Origin of the sequence: uncultured Pseudosulfitobacter sp., from assembly GCF_963976325.1 — a bacterium.
In the GTDB taxonomy this organism is placed as follows: domain Bacteria; phylum Pseudomonadota; class Alphaproteobacteria; order Rhodobacterales; family Rhodobacteraceae; genus Pseudosulfitobacter.
The window spans coordinates 1-14,054 of record NZ_CAXBJW010000015.1 but is presented as its reverse complement, the minus strand read 5'-3'; the positions used below and the strand labels follow the sequence as shown (position 1 = coordinate 14,054).

The 14,054-nt window shown below is 62.5% G+C and carries 15 protein-coding genes and 1 pseudogene; 12 read left to right on the top strand and 4 right to left on the bottom strand.

Translation table 11 applies throughout. The annotated features are described in order from the left end of the window. Positions 1 to 34: 34 nt before the first annotated feature. The gene (locus AAC077_RS18575; RefSeq protein WP_339772896.1) at positions 35 to 1,351 is read right to left on the bottom strand and encodes an RsmB/NOP family class I SAM-dependent RNA methyltransferase; all 1,317 of its coding nucleotides are present in this window, start codon (positions 1,349 to 1,351) and stop codon (positions 35 to 37) included. A 74-nt stretch (positions 1,352 to 1,425) separates the two neighbouring features. Between AAC077_RS18575 and AAC077_RS18570 the strand changes: the two genes are divergently transcribed. Both AAC077_RS18570 and AAC077_RS18565 read left to right on the top strand, forming a co-directional pair. Beyond that, positions 1,426 to 1,620 (top strand): DUF1674 domain-containing protein, encoded by a 195-nt coding sequence (locus tag AAC077_RS18570; protein WP_339772894.1) that lies wholly within the window; start codon positions 1,426 to 1,428, stop codon positions 1,618 to 1,620. Positions 1,621 to 1,692: 72 nt separating this feature from the next. Then, a complete protein-coding gene (locus tag AAC077_RS18565) occupies positions 1,693 to 2,583 on the top strand; it encodes a serine hydrolase domain-containing protein (RefSeq protein WP_339772891.1) in 891 nt (296 codons plus the stop codon). A gap of 48 nt (positions 2,584 to 2,631) precedes the next feature. On the opposite strand, the gene AAC077_RS18560 is transcribed toward AAC077_RS18565, so the two are convergent. Continuing rightward, positions 2,632 to 3,525, bottom strand: a complete 894-nt coding sequence (locus tag AAC077_RS18560; RefSeq protein WP_339772888.1) for a LysR family transcriptional regulator — start codon at positions 3,523 to 3,525, stop codon at positions 2,632 to 2,634. Positions 3,526 to 3,617: 92 nt separating this feature from the next. Between AAC077_RS18560 and AAC077_RS18555 the strand changes: the two genes are divergently transcribed. Further along, positions 3,618 to 4,232 carry a class I SAM-dependent methyltransferase gene (locus AAC077_RS18555; protein ID WP_339772885.1) on the top strand — a complete coding sequence of 205 codons (615 nt, stop codon included), beginning with the start codon at positions 3,618 to 3,620 and terminating at the stop codon, positions 4,230 to 4,232. A gap of 393 nt (positions 4,233 to 4,625) precedes the next feature. Here AAC077_RS18555 and AAC077_RS18550 read toward each other — a convergent pair whose 3' ends face one another. Both AAC077_RS18550 and dapB read right to left on the bottom strand, forming a co-directional pair. Then, positions 4,626 to 4,985, bottom strand: coding sequence for a dihydrodipicolinate reductase (locus AAC077_RS18550; RefSeq protein WP_339772882.1), 360 nt, complete (start codon positions 4,983 to 4,985; stop codon positions 4,626 to 4,628). Positions 4,986 to 5,079: 94 nt separating this feature from the next. Then, positions 5,080 to 5,895, bottom strand: coding sequence for a 4-hydroxy-tetrahydrodipicolinate reductase (gene dapB / locus AAC077_RS18545; protein WP_339772879.1), 816 nt, complete (start codon positions 5,893 to 5,895; stop codon positions 5,080 to 5,082). 89 nt (positions 5,896 to 5,984) lie between these two features. Between dapB and rbfA the strand changes: the two genes are divergently transcribed. From rbfA to AAC077_RS18500, 9 genes and pseudogenes are all read left to right on the top strand, one after another. After that, positions 5,985 to 6,380 (top strand): 30S ribosome-binding factor RbfA, encoded by a 396-nt coding sequence (rbfA, locus tag AAC077_RS18540; RefSeq protein ID WP_339772877.1) that lies wholly within the window; start codon positions 5,985 to 5,987, stop codon positions 6,378 to 6,380. Continuing rightward, the gene (locus AAC077_RS18535; RefSeq protein ID WP_339772874.1) at positions 6,380 to 7,120 is read left to right on the top strand and encodes a phosphodiester glycosidase family protein; all 741 of its coding nucleotides are present in this window, start codon (positions 6,380 to 6,382) and stop codon (positions 7,118 to 7,120) included. Before rbfA ends, AAC077_RS18535 begins: the two co-directional genes overlap by 1 nt. 89 nt (positions 7,121 to 7,209) lie before the next feature. Then, on the top strand, positions 7,210 to 8,115 hold the full coding sequence (truB, locus tag AAC077_RS18530) for a tRNA pseudouridine(55) synthase TruB (protein ID WP_339772871.1): 906 nt from the start codon (positions 7,210 to 7,212) through the stop codon (positions 8,113 to 8,115). Between the two features lie 105 nt (positions 8,116 to 8,220). Continuing rightward, positions 8,221 to 8,754 (top strand): DUF1643 domain-containing protein, encoded by a 534-nt coding sequence (locus AAC077_RS18525; RefSeq protein ID WP_339772868.1) that lies wholly within the window; start codon positions 8,221 to 8,223, stop codon positions 8,752 to 8,754. Positions 8,755 to 8,858: 104 nt separating this feature from the next. Continuing rightward, complete coding sequence (locus tag AAC077_RS18520; RefSeq protein WP_339772865.1) at positions 8,859 to 9,860, top strand: calcium-binding protein; 1,002 nt, start codon at positions 8,859 to 8,861, stop codon at positions 9,858 to 9,860. Positions 9,861 to 10,026: 166 nt separating this feature from the next. Further along, positions 10,027 to 10,296 carry a 30S ribosomal protein S15 gene (gene rpsO / locus AAC077_RS18515; RefSeq protein ID WP_339772862.1) on the top strand — a complete coding sequence of 90 codons (270 nt, stop codon included), beginning with the start codon at positions 10,027 to 10,029 and terminating at the stop codon, positions 10,294 to 10,296. 339 nt (positions 10,297 to 10,635) lie between these two features. Further along, positions 10,636 to 11,073: a universal stress protein gene (locus AAC077_RS18510; RefSeq protein ID WP_339772859.1), complete on the top strand. Its 438-nt coding sequence runs from the start codon at positions 10,636 to 10,638 to the stop codon at positions 11,071 to 11,073. 10 nt (positions 11,074 to 11,083) lie between these two features. Next, positions 11,084 to 12,634, top strand: coding sequence for an alanine/glycine:cation symporter family protein (locus tag AAC077_RS18505; RefSeq protein WP_339772857.1), 1,551 nt, complete (start codon positions 11,084 to 11,086; stop codon positions 12,632 to 12,634). Between the two features lie 270 nt (positions 12,635 to 12,904). Continuing rightward, a pseudogene (locus AAC077_RS18500) lies at positions 12,905 to 14,054 on the top strand (polyribonucleotide nucleotidyltransferase); the annotation flags it as partial.

Genomic DNA, 14,054 nt, shown 5'->3' with positions numbered 1-14,054 from the left:
TTGGCAGGGATGATAACCCGTCCGGGGCCACGAGTCACCGCTCTTTGCGCAGCACCGCGATGTAAAATCCGTCCATACCGCCGATGTCGGCCCAATAGTCGGGCCGCAGCCGCAATCCGCCCTCGTCCGAGATCCAGCCTGCGTCGATGCCCGCAACGTCCAGCGCCGCGCGGTCAACGGTCATGTCGCCATGCCGTTCCAGCGCCTCGATCACCTGCACCTCGCCCTCGTCCGGCAACAGGCTGCACGTGCAATAGACCATGCGACCGCCCGCTTCGAGCATCCCCCAGGCATGGTCGATCATCTGTGCTTGCAGGTCGATCAACCCGCCGAATTCGCTGCCGTCCTTGGCATAGGGCAGGTCAGGGTGCCGCCGGATGGTGCCCGTGGCGGAACAGGGCGCATCCAGCAGGATTGCGGGCCAGGTGCCTTGCAACTCCAGCACATCACCGGCCTGTACGGTTGCGGTCAGCCCGGTGCGTGTCAGGTTTTCGCGCAAACGGCCCAGACGGCTTTCGGAAATATCCACCGCCGTCACATCGGCGCCTGTCGCGGCCAGTTGCAGCGTCTTGCCGCCCGGTGCGGCGCACAGGTCCAGCACGCGGGTGCCGGATTGCGCCTGCACCAGCCGCGCCGGAATCGCGGCGGCGGCGTCTTGGACCCACCAGTCGCCGGCTTCGAAACCCGCCAGCGCCGACACCTGCCCCGCATCCGCCACGCGCACCGACCCGGTCGGCATAACCTTGCCACCCAACGCTTGCGCGACCGCCTCGGCGTCGCCCTTCACGCTCAGATCCAGCGGCGCGCCTGCGAAATGCGCGGCCTCCATCGCCAGCATCGCCTCGTTTCCCCAGGCGTCGGCCAGCGGGCCACGCAGCCATTTCGGCAGACGGGGAACACGCAGGGCGGCCCACTGTTCGGGGCCTGTATCAGCCACCTTGCGCAGCACCGCGTTCACCAGCCCCTTGAGGTGGCCATAGCGTTTGTGGCGACTGATGATCTGCACCAGATCGTTGACCACCCCATGCGCGGCCCCGCCGTTGCACAGCTCGACCGTGCCCAGCCGCAGCGCGTTCAGCACGGTCAGCGGCGGGACCTTGTTCAGGTGTTTCTTCAGCACGCGGTCGGCGCGTTCCATCCCGCGCAGGGTGTCCGTGGCCAACCGCTGCGCGCGGGCACGGTCCGGTGCGTCCAGCCGGTCCAGCTGCCCTGCGCCGATCAGCTCGGCCATCAGGCGGCCGTCTTCCTGGATCTGGTCCAACAGCCAGATGGCACTGCGCCGCGCGGGAACGCCCGACTGCGGTTTATTCGTCTGCGGCTTGCCCGCTTCTGGTGTGCTGTTGTCTGCCATATCGCGCCCTCGCGGGTTGTTCTGTTCCCCAAGGGGCGTATATCAAGGGGTGAGACAGGGAAAGCACCCATACGATGACTGATGATCTGAATTCCGACCCCGCCCCCGATTTGCCCCCCGCCGCCCGGCGCGCATTGGCCGAAGCCGAAGCCCGCCGCAAGGCCGCCGCACCCCTGGACCTGCCCACCGAACACGGCGGGCGGATCAACGGGCTGGAACCTGTGCGCTACGGCGATTGGGAGAAGAAGGGTCTGGCGATAGATTTCTGAGGGCAAAGCGGTGGCGACTGTCGGTTTTGACGTCACGATGACACCGCCGAGACAATGTCAGGCACTTCGAAAATGACCGCCCAGACAGTTCATTCCTATTGGATCACCGCCTCTGGCCGCGAAGGTTTCTGCGGTTCTGCCGATGCTTGCTTTCCCTATTGGAGCTTTACCAAAACCGTCATCGCGATCTGCGCCTTGAAGTTGGTCGAACGCGGCAGGCTCGATCTGGACACCACGCTGAAAGACGCGCCTTACACGCTGCGCCAGTTGCTTGGACATACTGCGGGCCTGCCGGACTACGGGCAATTTCCCGCATATCATGCGGACGTCGCAGCGCAGGAAACGCCTTGGACACGCGACAAGCTACTTGATGTGGCGCTTGCGAATGGCATGCTGTTCGCGCCAGCGCAGGGCTGGTCCTATTCCAACATCGGTTACATGTTCGTGGTCGAGTTGATCGAAGCGACCTTGGAAATGCCATTTCGTAAGGTCATTGCCGATATGGTGTGCAAGCCGCTCGGCCTGACCAGTATTGAGCTTGCAGAAACACGTGAACAGTTTCAGCGGGTGCATTGGCAGGCGGCGACCGGATACGATCCAAGGTGGGTCTACCACGGCTGTCTGATCGGAAACGCCCCCGACGCCGCGCGGCTGCTGCACGCACTTATGGCGGGCCGTCTGCTACAGCCCGCGACCATGCGCGACATGTTGGATGCGAAATATCTAGGCGGCGCTCTTCCTGACCGCCCATGGACAGAATGCGGATATGCGCTTGGCCTGATGTCTGGCGCAATGAAACGGGCGGGCAAGGCTGTCGGACACTCTGGTGGCGGACCGTTCTGCGTGAATGCGGTCTATCATTTTCCAGACGTCAGTGACCCTGTCACTGTCGCCTCGTTCACTGAGGGAACCACCGAGGGTGTTGCCGAATTTGCAGCCAAGAGGTTGGCCACAGGTCAATGACCGGCAGAGCGGCCTGCTGATCGGGCCCCGCAAATCCGTCTTGTCCGGTCACGCCCGCCGAACATCCGCCTCCAGCGCCGTGGCCAGCAGGTCGTAGACCAGCCTGATCCGGCGATTCGTGTGCACCTCGCGGTGGACGGTCAGCCAGGTGGACACCATCACCGGCGCGATCTGGGGCATGATCCGCACCACGTCCGGCGTGGTGCCCGCAATGTTTTCGACCATGACAGTCACCCCCAGCCCCTGCCGCACCATTTCCCAGACCGCGACGCCGCTGGATGAGGTCGCCCGGATCATCGCCGCAGTGACCGGCAGGCCATGCCGGTTCAGCACGTCGACCCCTGCGGCGTCCGCATCGAAGCCGATGAAATCGAGGCGCTGGAAATCGGCCAGCGTTTGCGGGGTGCCGTTCTTGTACAGATAATCCCGAGATGCGTACAAATATGCAGGCATGTCGGGCAGCTTGCGGGCGATCAGTTCGGGCTGTTTCGGGGCGACGTGGCGAATGGCGATGTCCGCCTCGCGGCGCTGCAAGTCGCGCACGGTGTTGCTGGCGATCACGTCGACGATGATGCCGGGCGCGGTCTGGCGCAGGTCGGCCAGAACGGCGGGCAGCCAATAGGCGGACATGGCGTCGCTTGCGGTGATGCTGACGCGCCCTTCGATGCTGTCCGACCGGCCAGCGGCGGCCATAGCCAGCGCATCCGCCGCCGCACCCATTTGGCGCACATGGGTCAGCATTTCGTGGCCCGCAGGCGTCAGCACCAGCGACCGCCCGACCCGTTCGAACAGCACCACGCCCAGCGCTGCCTCAAGCGCTGCGACCTGCCGGCCCAAGGTCGGTTGCGTCACCCCCAGCGCCCGTGCGCCTGCTGACAGAGATCCATGCTCTGCCGTGGCCAGAAATCCGCGGGCCTGTGTCCAGTCGATGTTTTTATCCATGCATTAATGCATAGACGAAGTGCAGATTCAGGCAATTTCTTTTTAAGCCATCGCCCGCTAGCTTTGCCCCGACCTGAACAGAAAGATCCCTCATGCCCAGCTCTGCCGCCTTTTGGACCAAAGCCGCGCCGAAATATGCCAAGTCCCCGATCAAGGACATGGCGACCTATGAACACACGCTGGAACGCACCCGCGCCTTTTTGCCCGCCGATGCGAAGGCGTTGGAAATCGGCTGTGGCACCGGCACCACGGCGCTGAAACTGGCGGGGGATGTGGACAGCCTGCTGGCGACGGACATTGCGCCGGGGATGGTCGCGGTCGCACAGGAAAAGCCCGCGCCTGCCAACCTGCGCTTTGCCACCCACGCGCCGGACGACAAGGCATTGGCCGAGGCCGGGCCGTTCGATGCGGTGCTGGCGTTCAATCTGCTGCATCTGGTGCCCGACCTGCCACAGACCTTGCGGGCCGTGCATGGGTTGCTGCGCCCCGGTGGGCGGTTCATCAGCAAATCGGCCTGTCTGCGGGATGGCAGCGCGTTCCTGCCCCCGCTGATCTGGGTGATGCAGCGTCTGGGCAAAGCGCCCTATGTCGGCAATTTTAACGCGGAGCATCTGGAGCGGGCCATCGCACAGGCGGGGTTTCGGATCGAGGTGGCCGAGACGCACGGCAAGGGGTTCAGCCGTTTTGTCGTTGCCACAAGGGTCTAGCCCCGGCGTCAGATGCCAAGCAGCGCCGGCTTTTGGGTCACACCGCTGCCCCAATGCGCGTTGCTATGCCCGAAAGACCGGACGGGGGTTAAGCTGTCATTCGTGAAAAATGCAGCGAACGGCTGGAATGAGACCTTTCCGCAAGCTCCAAAGCGCGGGACAAGGCCGAAGGCCGCCGCGCATCGCCGGGCCGTCCGCCGGCACGGCGATTTGGTTGCTGTTGTGTATTAGTGATAGCTCGGGTGTGCTTGGCTGCCATAAAGTGCCAGACACCAAGGTCGCATCGCCGCACCACGGCCCGACCATGCGCGGCTTAGCGGTCGATTAAGAACGGCAGTTCAGTCCCGCCCACTAGACTTTGGCACCGACTGTGGCGAAGGTCCGGTCCAGAACCTAATTCAATCGAAACGCCGCGCTGTCGCCCTGCCCCTTGTCCGAGGTAAAGCGGATGCGCCCGCCTTCAAAGCGGACCTCTTGGCAGTTATAGCCCAGCGCATCGCCGCCCCAGTAGAGGTCGCGGCAAAAATAGTTGCCCTGCCAGCTCCATGTGCCGGTTACGTCCCAAGCCGCCCCAGTGCCCGCGATGCTGCCATCGGGGCGCACTTGGATCTTGACCAGCGGGCGGGTCAAAGTCTTGCCGCTGACCAGCTTGATAAAATCGGCCTGCGAGGTCACCACGTCCTGCTGGGCCTGCGCAGGCAGGGCAAGGGACAGGGCGGTGAGAGTTGTATAAACGCGGGACTTGTATGGCATCGTTAAAATCTCGGCTGAGAACTGGGGTACACCAAGATATACGGACGCGATTGCGATTTGGTTCACTCAGCCGAAATTTTTAGTGCAGGTGCACTCAGTCGTTCAGACCCAGCACATCCATCATGTCATAGGCCCCGGGCGCCTTGCCCCGGGTCCATTTGGCCGCGCGGATCGCGCCACGGGCAAACAGAACGCGGTCGGTCGCCATATGGCGCAGCACGATACGCTCGCCGGCGCCTGCGAACATCACGTCATGTTCGCCCACAATATCGCCCCCACGGATCGCGCTGAACCCGATGTCGCCGCGTTTGCGTGCGCCGGTGATGCCGTCACGCCCGCTGTCGCGCACGTCGCTCAACGCCACGCCACGGCCTTGGGCGGCGGCCTCGCCCAGCATCAGCGCGGTGCCGGATGGCGCGTCGACCTTGTGGTGGTGGTGCGCTTCGATCACTTCGATGTCGAAATCCTCGTCCAGTGCTGCGGCGACCCGTTTGGTCAGTTGTACCAACAGGTTGACGCCCAAGCTCATGTTGCCAGCGCGCACAATGGCGCAGCTTTGCGATGCCGGTTGCAGTTCGGCGATTTGCGCGTCGGTCATGCCCGTGGTGCCGATGACATGGGCCACACCCGCGTCGGCACAGATGGCGGAAAACGCCAGCGTCGCCTCGGGGGCGGTGAAATCAATCACCACATCCGCCGTCGCAATCGCCTGTGCCGCATCGTCTGTCACAACCACACCGCTGGCCGCCCCGCCCATCGCCTGCCCCACATCCTGCCCGACCCAGTCGTGGCCCGTGCGTTCGATGGCTGCGGCCAGATGCACGCCGTCGGTTTCGGTAATGGTGCGGATCAGCATCTGACCCATGCGGCCCGAAGCTCCGGTGACGGCAATTCCTATCGTGTCGGCCATGGTCGTTTTCCCTGAATAAGCGGTTTGTCGCAGGTCTAGCCTGTGCGGTGCCGCTTGGCAAAGTGTCTGGGCTGTCCTAGATGGGGAGTATGGCAAAGAACAAGTCCCTTGACGGAGCCGGTCCGTCCCAGCGTCAACTTCGGGTTGGTGAATTGATCCGCCGCACTTTGTCCGAAGTGCTGGCGCGCGGTGATGTGCACGACCCCGACCTGAACCGCATGTCGATCACGGTGGGCGAAGTGCGCACATCGCCCGACCTGCGAATCGCCACGGCCTATGTGCTGCCTTTGGGCGGAGACGGTAAGGACGAGGTGTTGAAACTGCTGGCCCGCAACAAGGGCGAGCTGCGGCATGTCGTCGGCAAGAAGCTGGCGTTGAAGTTCGCGCCCGACCTGCGGTTCCAGTTGGATCAGACATTTGACCAGATGGACGACACCCGCCGGATGCTGAACCAGGACGCGGTGCGTCGGGACACCGACAACTGATGCGCGCGCTGTGGATTGGCGTGCTGGTCTGGCTGACCTGCGGGCCGGTCTGGGCGACGGAGTGCGAGAACCGCAACCATCTGGGCAAATCCTATACCGTTTGCACCGTCGATCTGACGCAGGAGAAACTGCGGCTGTTTTTGCGTGACGACAACGACAACATCTACGGCAGCTTTAACGCGATCAATCAGGCGCTGGGTGCTGCGGGCCAGACGCTGGGCTTTGCCATGAACGCGGGCATGTACCACGAGGACCGCGCGCCGGTGGGTTTGTTCCTTGAGGATGGCAAGCAAGAGATGGGGCTGGTGACATCCGCCGGGCCGGGCAACTTTGGCCTGCTGCCCAACGGTGTGCTGTGTCTGCGCAAGGGGCGTGCCGACGTGATCGAAACGCTGCGGTTCGAGCGCGAGAAACCGCGCTGCACCGGCGCGACGCAATCCGGCCCTATGCTGGTGATCGACGGCGAACTGCACCCGCGCTTTCTGGTTGATGCCACGTCGCGCTATGTACGCAACGGGGTGGGGACCACGGCAGATGGCCGTCGCGCGGTCTTTGTCATCTCGAACACCTTGGTCACCTTTTACGAATTTGGCAGCTTTTTCCGTGACGCGCTGAAGCTGCCGCAGGCGTTGTATTTCGACGGCAACGTGTCGCGGCTGTATGCGCCGGACCTGGGGCGGCACGATCCGGGCCGTCGTTTGGGGCCGATCATCGGCACCGTGGCGCGCAAGGCGCCGTAAGCGTCCCGAATTGACAGCACAGACGCGCTCGGCTAGGCCGCACGCTCTGATTTTCACGTTGATCCGACACGACAGACCAAGGGGGCACCATGGGCCGCAGATCCAAAGGACGCGACATTTCCGGCTGGCTGGTCATCGACAAGCCTGCTGGCCCCACGTCGACCACCGTGGTCAACAAGGTGCGCTGGGCGATGAACGCCAAGAAGGCGGGCCACGCGGGCACGCTGGACCCCGACGCCACCGGCGTGCTGGCGATTGCGCTGGGCGAGGCGACGAAGACGGTGCCTTACATCACCGACGCGCTCAAGGCGTATACGTTCACCGTGCGGCTGGGGCAGGCCACCAACACCGACGACGCCGAGGGCGAAGTGATCGCGCAATCGGACATGCGCCCGAGCGACGACCAGATCAAGGACGCGCTGGGCGCATTCGTGGGCGACATCATGCAGGTGCCGCCACAGTTCTCGGCCGTCAAGATCGACGGGCAACGCGCCTACAAGCGCGCCCGCGACGGCGAGGAAATGGAGATTGCGGCGCGGCCCCTGTGGGTCGAAGAGCTGCTGATGGTGGGCCGTCCCGATGCGGATCACGTGACGCTGGAAATGACCTGTGGCAAGGGCGGCTATGTCCGGTCGATCGCGCGCGATCTGGGCGCGGCGCTGGGCTGTTTCGCCCACGTGCGCGAGCTGCGCCGCATCTGGTCGGGGCCGTTCGATGCCGCCGACGGGCTGACGCTGGAGCAGATCGAGGCGATGGCGGGTGATCCGGCACTGGACGCGCATCTGCGCCCCGTCGAGGAAGGGCTGGCCGATCTGCCGGAACTGAAAGCCACCGCCGAGGGTGCGGTGCGCCTGCGCAATGGCAACCCCGGCATGGTGCTGCCGTCGGACGTGGAATACGGCGACGAGGTCTGGGTGTCCTTCGAGGGCAAGGCCGTGGCCGTGGGCCGCTACAAGGCGGGCGAAGTGCATCCGGCGCGTGTGTTCAACCACTGACGGCGCGGGTTGTTTGGGGCGGGAGCCTCCGGCGGGGATTTTTTGAACCAGAGAATACGGGCAGGTTGATTGACCTATCGCGCGCCCTGGCGCCATAACGTCAGCATGATTACACGCACACACACCAAGGGCGACGCGCCTTCGACGGCGGTTTATTCGGACTGCGAGAAATATCGCTATAGCCTGACGCGGGTCTGGGACGACAACGGCGCGCGGGTGACCTTTGTCATGCTGAACCCGTCCACCGCGACCGAGGTGCAGAACGATCCGACCGTGGAACGCTGTGAACGACGGGCGCGGGCGTTGGGCTATGGCGGGTTTTGCGTGACCAACATCTTTGCCTGGCGCGACACCGATCCGCGCAAGATGCGCGCGGCCGCCGAACCGGTGGGGCCGCAGAACGACGCGGCGATTGCGGACGCGGCGCAGTGGGCGAATGTGGTGATTGCGGCCTGGGGCACGCATGGTGCGCATCTGGACCGAGGCCCACAGGTTGCGCGGTTGCTGGCGCAAACGGGGCAGCCGTTGTTTCACCTGGGCCTGTCCAAGGCAGGGCACCCGCGCCACCCGCTGTACCTGCCCTATTCCCAAGCGCCGGAACCGTGGCATCCAGACGACCCGATGTTAGCCCGGGGTTAACCATAGGCGCCGAATGGCTTTGAAATTAAGGGCGGACTGTGGCCATGTTCCTGCGGAGTAATCTGTAGAAAGTTTGGTCGCGGATGTTGTGGTTGGCGGGATTGATGGGCTTGATGGCCGTTGGCGCGGTCAGCTTTGTGGATATGTCCGCGCAAGAGGACGACGACGACACTGATGTTGACGCGCCCGAGGCGGTCACGACACAGGGGCCGCGCATTGGGGATGATATTGACCTGACTGAGGGCGATCCGGTTGCGGAAACGGACACCTCGGATGCCTCGATCCTTGTTGGCGAGGATGTCACCGAAACCATGACCGGCACCGAAGACGACGACCAGATCGGCGGGTATGACGGCGACGACACCATTCATGGTGGCAGCGGCGACGACGACATATACGGCATGGACGGGGACGACACGCTGGATGGCGACGCCGGTGACGATACCCTGCACGGCGGTGACGGGCGCGATCTGGTGCATGGCGGATCAGATGATGATGAGCTGTACGGTCACAACGACAATGACACCCTGCACGGCGACGATGGCGACGACACGTTGCAGGGGTCGCAGGGCGACGACCTGCTGATGGGGGATGACGGCAACGACGCGCTGCACGGCGGGTTGGACGACGACACGCTGGATGGTGGCGCGGGCGCGGACACGTTGTTTGGCGGCTGGGGCGACGATGTGGTGATTGGTTTGAACCGCGATTCCGACACCGGCGAGATTGCCGATCACGACGACAAGGATTTTCTGAATGGCGGCGGCGGCGATGATGTGATCGTGGCCGGGTCCGAGGACGTGGTGACCGCAGGCGGCGGTGCCGATACGATTGTCCTGGGTGACTGGATCGAAGACAGCAAGTCGGTCGAGATCATGGATTTCGACGCCACCGATGACAGCATCGTGCTGGTCTGGAACGACAGCGACGCGGGCCCCGAACCGGTGATCACCCTGCAACCCGACCCCACCGACGCCGGTATTGTGCATGTGCTGATGGATGGTGTCACCGTGGCCGACGTGAACGGCGGCGCGGCACTGACCCTGGGCGACATTGCCCTGATCCCGCTGAGCGCCGCGCAGACCAGCGGCATTGCCGGGTTGTAACCCTGCCTGTACCGCGGGGCGAATAAATCTTTGCCTTCGCCGCAGAATCCCCCTATACGCCCCCATCGCGCCCGATCTTTTTGACCGGTGCGACACTCTCCACGGGCCCTGCTGGACGACATCCCGGCTTGCGCCATCACCTTAACCTTTTGAAAAGGAGACCCCGATGTCGATTACTGCTGAAGAAAAGCAACGCGTCATGAAAGAATTCGCAACTGCTGAAGGCGACACAGGTTCGCCCGAAGTGCAGATTGCCATCCTGACAAGCCGCATCGCCACCCTGACCGAGCACTTCAAGACCCACAAAAAAGACAACCACGGTCGTCGTGGTCTGCTGAAGATGGTTGCCCTGCGCCGCAAGCTGCTGGACTACCTGAAAGGCAAGGAAGAAGCGCGCTATCAGGACCTGATCAAACGCTTGGGCATCCGCCGCTAAGCTTTTGCCTTCATTCTGACGCAGCCTGTGGGCCGCGTCGATCAGAACGCCCGCCCTTACCCGGCGGGCGTTTTTGCGTTTGGGCGGCACCCGAAGCGGGTATGACCCAAAACAAGACCCCTGCGACAAAAAGTCCAAATTCGTCGCAAAACTCATCGGTTTTGGGTCGTTCGCCTGCCATGAGGGTCGAATTTGGTCCCTTTGTCTCACAATCAGAGGTTATCATTCTCGGCCAAGGGGCCGGAAAACAACAACCCTGGCGTGATATCGGCCACACATCGTGGGCTGGTCCCCTCCGAATCGCAACAACGCCTGGACCACCGACAGAAGGATGCCCTTATGACGACGAAATTGTTGATCGGGCTGGACGGTCAAAGCTCGGGTGACCGCGCTTTGACCTTTGCTGAGAACCTCGCCAAGTTGATCGGAGATGCCGAACTGCTGGTTGTCTACGTGATCGAATGGTCGCCCTATTCGTTCCAGACACCCGAAGAGAACGCCCAACGGCACAAACGCCGCGAAGAGGAAATCTCGACGGCGATGGAACGGGTGGTGACACCTGCGCTGGAGCGGCTGGAGGCAGCAGGCATCACGGCACAGGGCATCGTGCGGCATGGCAATGTCGCAGACACGCTGGATTCGATCGCGGCCAAGCAGAACGTGTCGCAGATCATCGTCGGGCGGTCCACGGAAACAGGGTTGAGCAAACGCATCTTCGGCAGCTCCACCGCCAATCTGGTTATGGGTGCAAACGTGCCCGTGACGGTTGTGAGCTAAGGAGATCCTCATGAATATTTTGCAAAAAACAACCCTGACCCTTGCGGCCTTCTCGGCTTCGGCGGCTCCGGCGATGGCGCAAGAGGCAGAAGGGCTGGACGCGCGGGTGAACGAGGCCTTTGCCGCCTTTACCAGCCCCTTCGTCAACCTGATCTTCGCCCCCTTCCCCAAAACAGAATTTCCGTGGATCGTCATGTGGCTGGTGGTGGCGGCGACGGTTTTCACGCTGTATTTCGGATTTGTGCAGTTCCGGTTCTTTGGCCATGCCATCGCGTTGGTCAAAGGCGATTATTCCGATCCCAATGACGCAGGCGAGGTCAGCCACTTTCAGGCGCTGGCCACGGCGCTCTCGGGCACGGTCGGTCTGGGGAATATCGCGGGCGTCGCGGTGGCTGTCGGCATCGGCGGCCCGGGGGCCACGTTCTGGATGATCCTTGCGGGTCTTTTGGGCATGGCATCGAAGTTCACCGAATGTACGCTGGGCGTGAAATACCGCAATGAATACCCCGATGGCACCGTTTCGGGCGGCCCGATGTACTATATTTCCAAGGGCTTTAGCGAACTGGGCCTGCCCGGCGGCAAGTTCCTGGCCGTGCTGTTTTCGGTCTTTTGTATCCTTGGCGCTTTGGGCGGGGGCAATATGTTCCAGGCCAACCAGGCACATGCGCAGATCGCAGGCATTGTCGGCGACTATCCGGGCTGGATCACCGGCGTCATCTTTGCGGCCATCGTGTTTGCCGTGATCGTCGGCGGGATCAAATCCATCGCCAATGTGACCGAAAAAGTCGTGCCGTTCATGGGCATTCTGTATGTCGGCGCGGCGCTGATCATCCTGTTGGTGAACTATGACAAGGTCGGCTGGGCCTTTGGCCAGATCTTTGAAGGCGCGTTCAGCGGCTTGGGTGTTGCGGGCGGTCTGGTCGGTGCGCTGATCCAGGGGTTCAAGCGTGCGGCATTTTCGAACGAGGCGGGCGTCGGTTCGGCGGCCATCGCCCACTCGGCGGTGCGCACCAAAGAGCCGATCACCGAAGGGTTCGTGTCCCTGCTGGAGCCGCTGATCGACACCGTTGTGATCTGCACCATGACCGCGCTGGTCATCACCATTTCGCAACAGTTGATCGTAGATCCGGACACGGGACGGTTCGTGCTGAACGAAGCGGGCACAGCCATTGCCACCGTTGACGGCAACACCGGCGTGGCGCTGACATCGGCGGCCTTTGCGTCGGGCATCAGTTGGTTCCCCTATGTGCTGGCGGTCGCGGTGATCCTGTTCGCCTTTTCCACCATGATCTCGTGGTCGTATTACGGGCTGAAGGCGTGGACCTATCTGTTTGGCGAAGGCAAGGCATCCGAGCTGACCTTCAAGCTGATCTTCTGCGTGTTCATCGTGATCGGTGCGGCGGCCAGCCTGGGCCCTGTCATCGACTTTTCGGACGCGGCGATCTTTGCCATGGCGGTGGTCAACATCTTTGCGCTGTATTTCCTGATGCGGATCGTGCGCAAGGAACTGAACTCTTACGCAAGCCGCCTGAAATCGGGCGCGATTGCCAAGTTCCACTAAACGCAGGTCTGGTGCAGGCGGCGCAACGGCCGCCTGCCCCGGTGAACACCGCAACCGCGCCCAGCAATCCGGGGCGCGGTTGTTTCGTTTTGGGGGGTTGAGGCCACGTTTCGCCATAGCAGCAAAGGCTTTCCATATAGGGCAAAACACTGTATGCCCCGCCAATCTGAGATCGGCGCCCGGACTCCAGCGCCCGAAAAGAAGATACCGGAGTCAGGGGCAATACGGCCCCTAAGCAAATGGCCGATGTGGCCAACCTGAGGAACGTAGATGTTTAACGTAACGACCAAATCAATGCAGTGGGGCGAAGAGACGCTGACACTGGAAACCGGAAAAGTGGCCCGTCAGGCGGACGGGTCCGTGATCGCCACGCTGGGCGAAACTTCGGTTATGGCAAACGTAACTTTTGCCAAGAAACAAAAACCCGGTCAGGACTTTTTCCCGCTGACCGTCCATTACCAAGAAAAATACTATGCTGCGGGCAAAGTGCCCGGCGGCTTTTTCAAACGTGAGGCCCGCCCCACCGAGAAAGAAACCCTGACGGCGCGTTTGATCGACCGTCCGATCCGCCCGCTGTTCGTCCCCGGCTTCAAAAACGAAGTTCTGGTGATGTGTACCGTTCTGAGCCACGATCTGGTCAACGACCCGGACATGGTTGCGATGATCGCCGCCAGCGCCGCGCTGACCATTTCGGGTGCGCCGTTCATGGGCCCGATCGCCGGTTGCCGCGTGGGCTTTGAGGGTGGCGATTACGTCCTGAACCCCACAGTCGACGACATGCAGGACCTGCGCCTGAACCCCGATCAACGTCTGGATCTGGTTGTTGCCGGCACCAAAGACGCCGTGATGATGGTTGAATCCGAAGCTTACGAGCTGTCGGAAGCCGAAATGCTGGGTGCGGTGAAATTCGCGCACGAGCAGATCCAGCCGGTCATCGACCTGATCATTGATCTGGCCGAAAGTGCCGCGAAAGAGCCGTTCGATTTCCAACCTGCCGATTATTCGGAACTGTCCGCTGCTGTCAAAGCGGCTGGCGAGACCGAAATGCGCGCAGCCTTTGCGATCAGCGACAAGCAAGAGCGTACAACCGCTGTTGCCGCCGCCCGCGAGACCATCATGAACGCGCTGACGGACGAGCAGAAAGAAGATGCGAACCTTGGGTCCGCTCTGAAAAAACTGGAAGCGTCGATCCTGCGCGGTGACGTCGTGAAAACCGGCAAGCGTATCGACGGCCGTCAAACCGACGAGATCCGCGACATCGTGTGCCAAACCGGCTTCTTGCCGCGGACACACGGTTCGGCGCTGTTCACCCGTGGTGAAACGCAGGGTCTGGTTGTGACCACGCTGGGCACCGGTGACGACGAACAGTTCATCGACGCGCTGCACGGCAACTTCAAATCCAACTTCCTGCTGCACTATA

What these genes read in the sequence shown, in the direction of transcription:
- AAC077_RS18575 (WP_339772896.1), bottom strand. Translation starts at nt 1,351, where the DNA reads ATGGCAGACAACAGCACACCAGAAGCGGGCAAGCCGCAGACGAATAAA.
- AAC077_RS18570 (WP_339772894.1), top strand. Translation starts at nt 1,426, where the DNA reads ATGACTGATGATCTGAATTCCGACCCCGCCCCCGATTTGCCCCCCGCC.
- AAC077_RS18565 (WP_339772891.1), top strand. Translation starts at nt 1,693, where the DNA reads ATGACCGCCCAGACAGTTCATTCCTATTGGATCACCGCCTCTGGCCGC.
- AAC077_RS18560 (WP_339772888.1), bottom strand. Translation starts at nt 3,525, where the DNA reads ATGGATAAAAACATCGACTGGACACAGGCCCGCGGATTTCTGGCCACG.
- AAC077_RS18555 (WP_339772885.1), top strand. Translation starts at nt 3,618, where the DNA reads ATGCCCAGCTCTGCCGCCTTTTGGACCAAAGCCGCGCCGAAATATGCC.
- AAC077_RS18550 (WP_339772882.1), bottom strand. Translation starts at nt 4,985, where the DNA reads ATGCCATACAAGTCCCGCGTTTATACAACTCTCACCGCCCTGTCCCTT.
- dapB (WP_339772879.1), bottom strand. Translation starts at nt 5,895, where the DNA reads ATGGCCGACACGATAGGAATTGCCGTCACCGGAGCTTCGGGCCGCATG.
- rbfA (WP_339772877.1), top strand. Translation starts at nt 5,985, where the DNA reads ATGGCAAAGAACAAGTCCCTTGACGGAGCCGGTCCGTCCCAGCGTCAA.
- AAC077_RS18535 (WP_339772874.1), top strand. Translation starts at nt 6,380, where the DNA reads ATGCGCGCGCTGTGGATTGGCGTGCTGGTCTGGCTGACCTGCGGGCCG.
- truB (WP_339772871.1), top strand. Translation starts at nt 7,210, where the DNA reads ATGGGCCGCAGATCCAAAGGACGCGACATTTCCGGCTGGCTGGTCATC.
- AAC077_RS18525 (WP_339772868.1), top strand. Translation starts at nt 8,221, where the DNA reads ATGATTACACGCACACACACCAAGGGCGACGCGCCTTCGACGGCGGTT.
- AAC077_RS18520 (WP_339772865.1), top strand. Translation starts at nt 8,859, where the DNA reads ATGGGCTTGATGGCCGTTGGCGCGGTCAGCTTTGTGGATATGTCCGCG.
- rpsO (WP_339772862.1), top strand. Translation starts at nt 10,027, where the DNA reads ATGTCGATTACTGCTGAAGAAAAGCAACGCGTCATGAAAGAATTCGCA.
- AAC077_RS18510 (WP_339772859.1), top strand. Translation starts at nt 10,636, where the DNA reads ATGACGACGAAATTGTTGATCGGGCTGGACGGTCAAAGCTCGGGTGAC.
- AAC077_RS18505 (WP_339772857.1), top strand. Translation starts at nt 11,084, where the DNA reads ATGAATATTTTGCAAAAAACAACCCTGACCCTTGCGGCCTTCTCGGCT.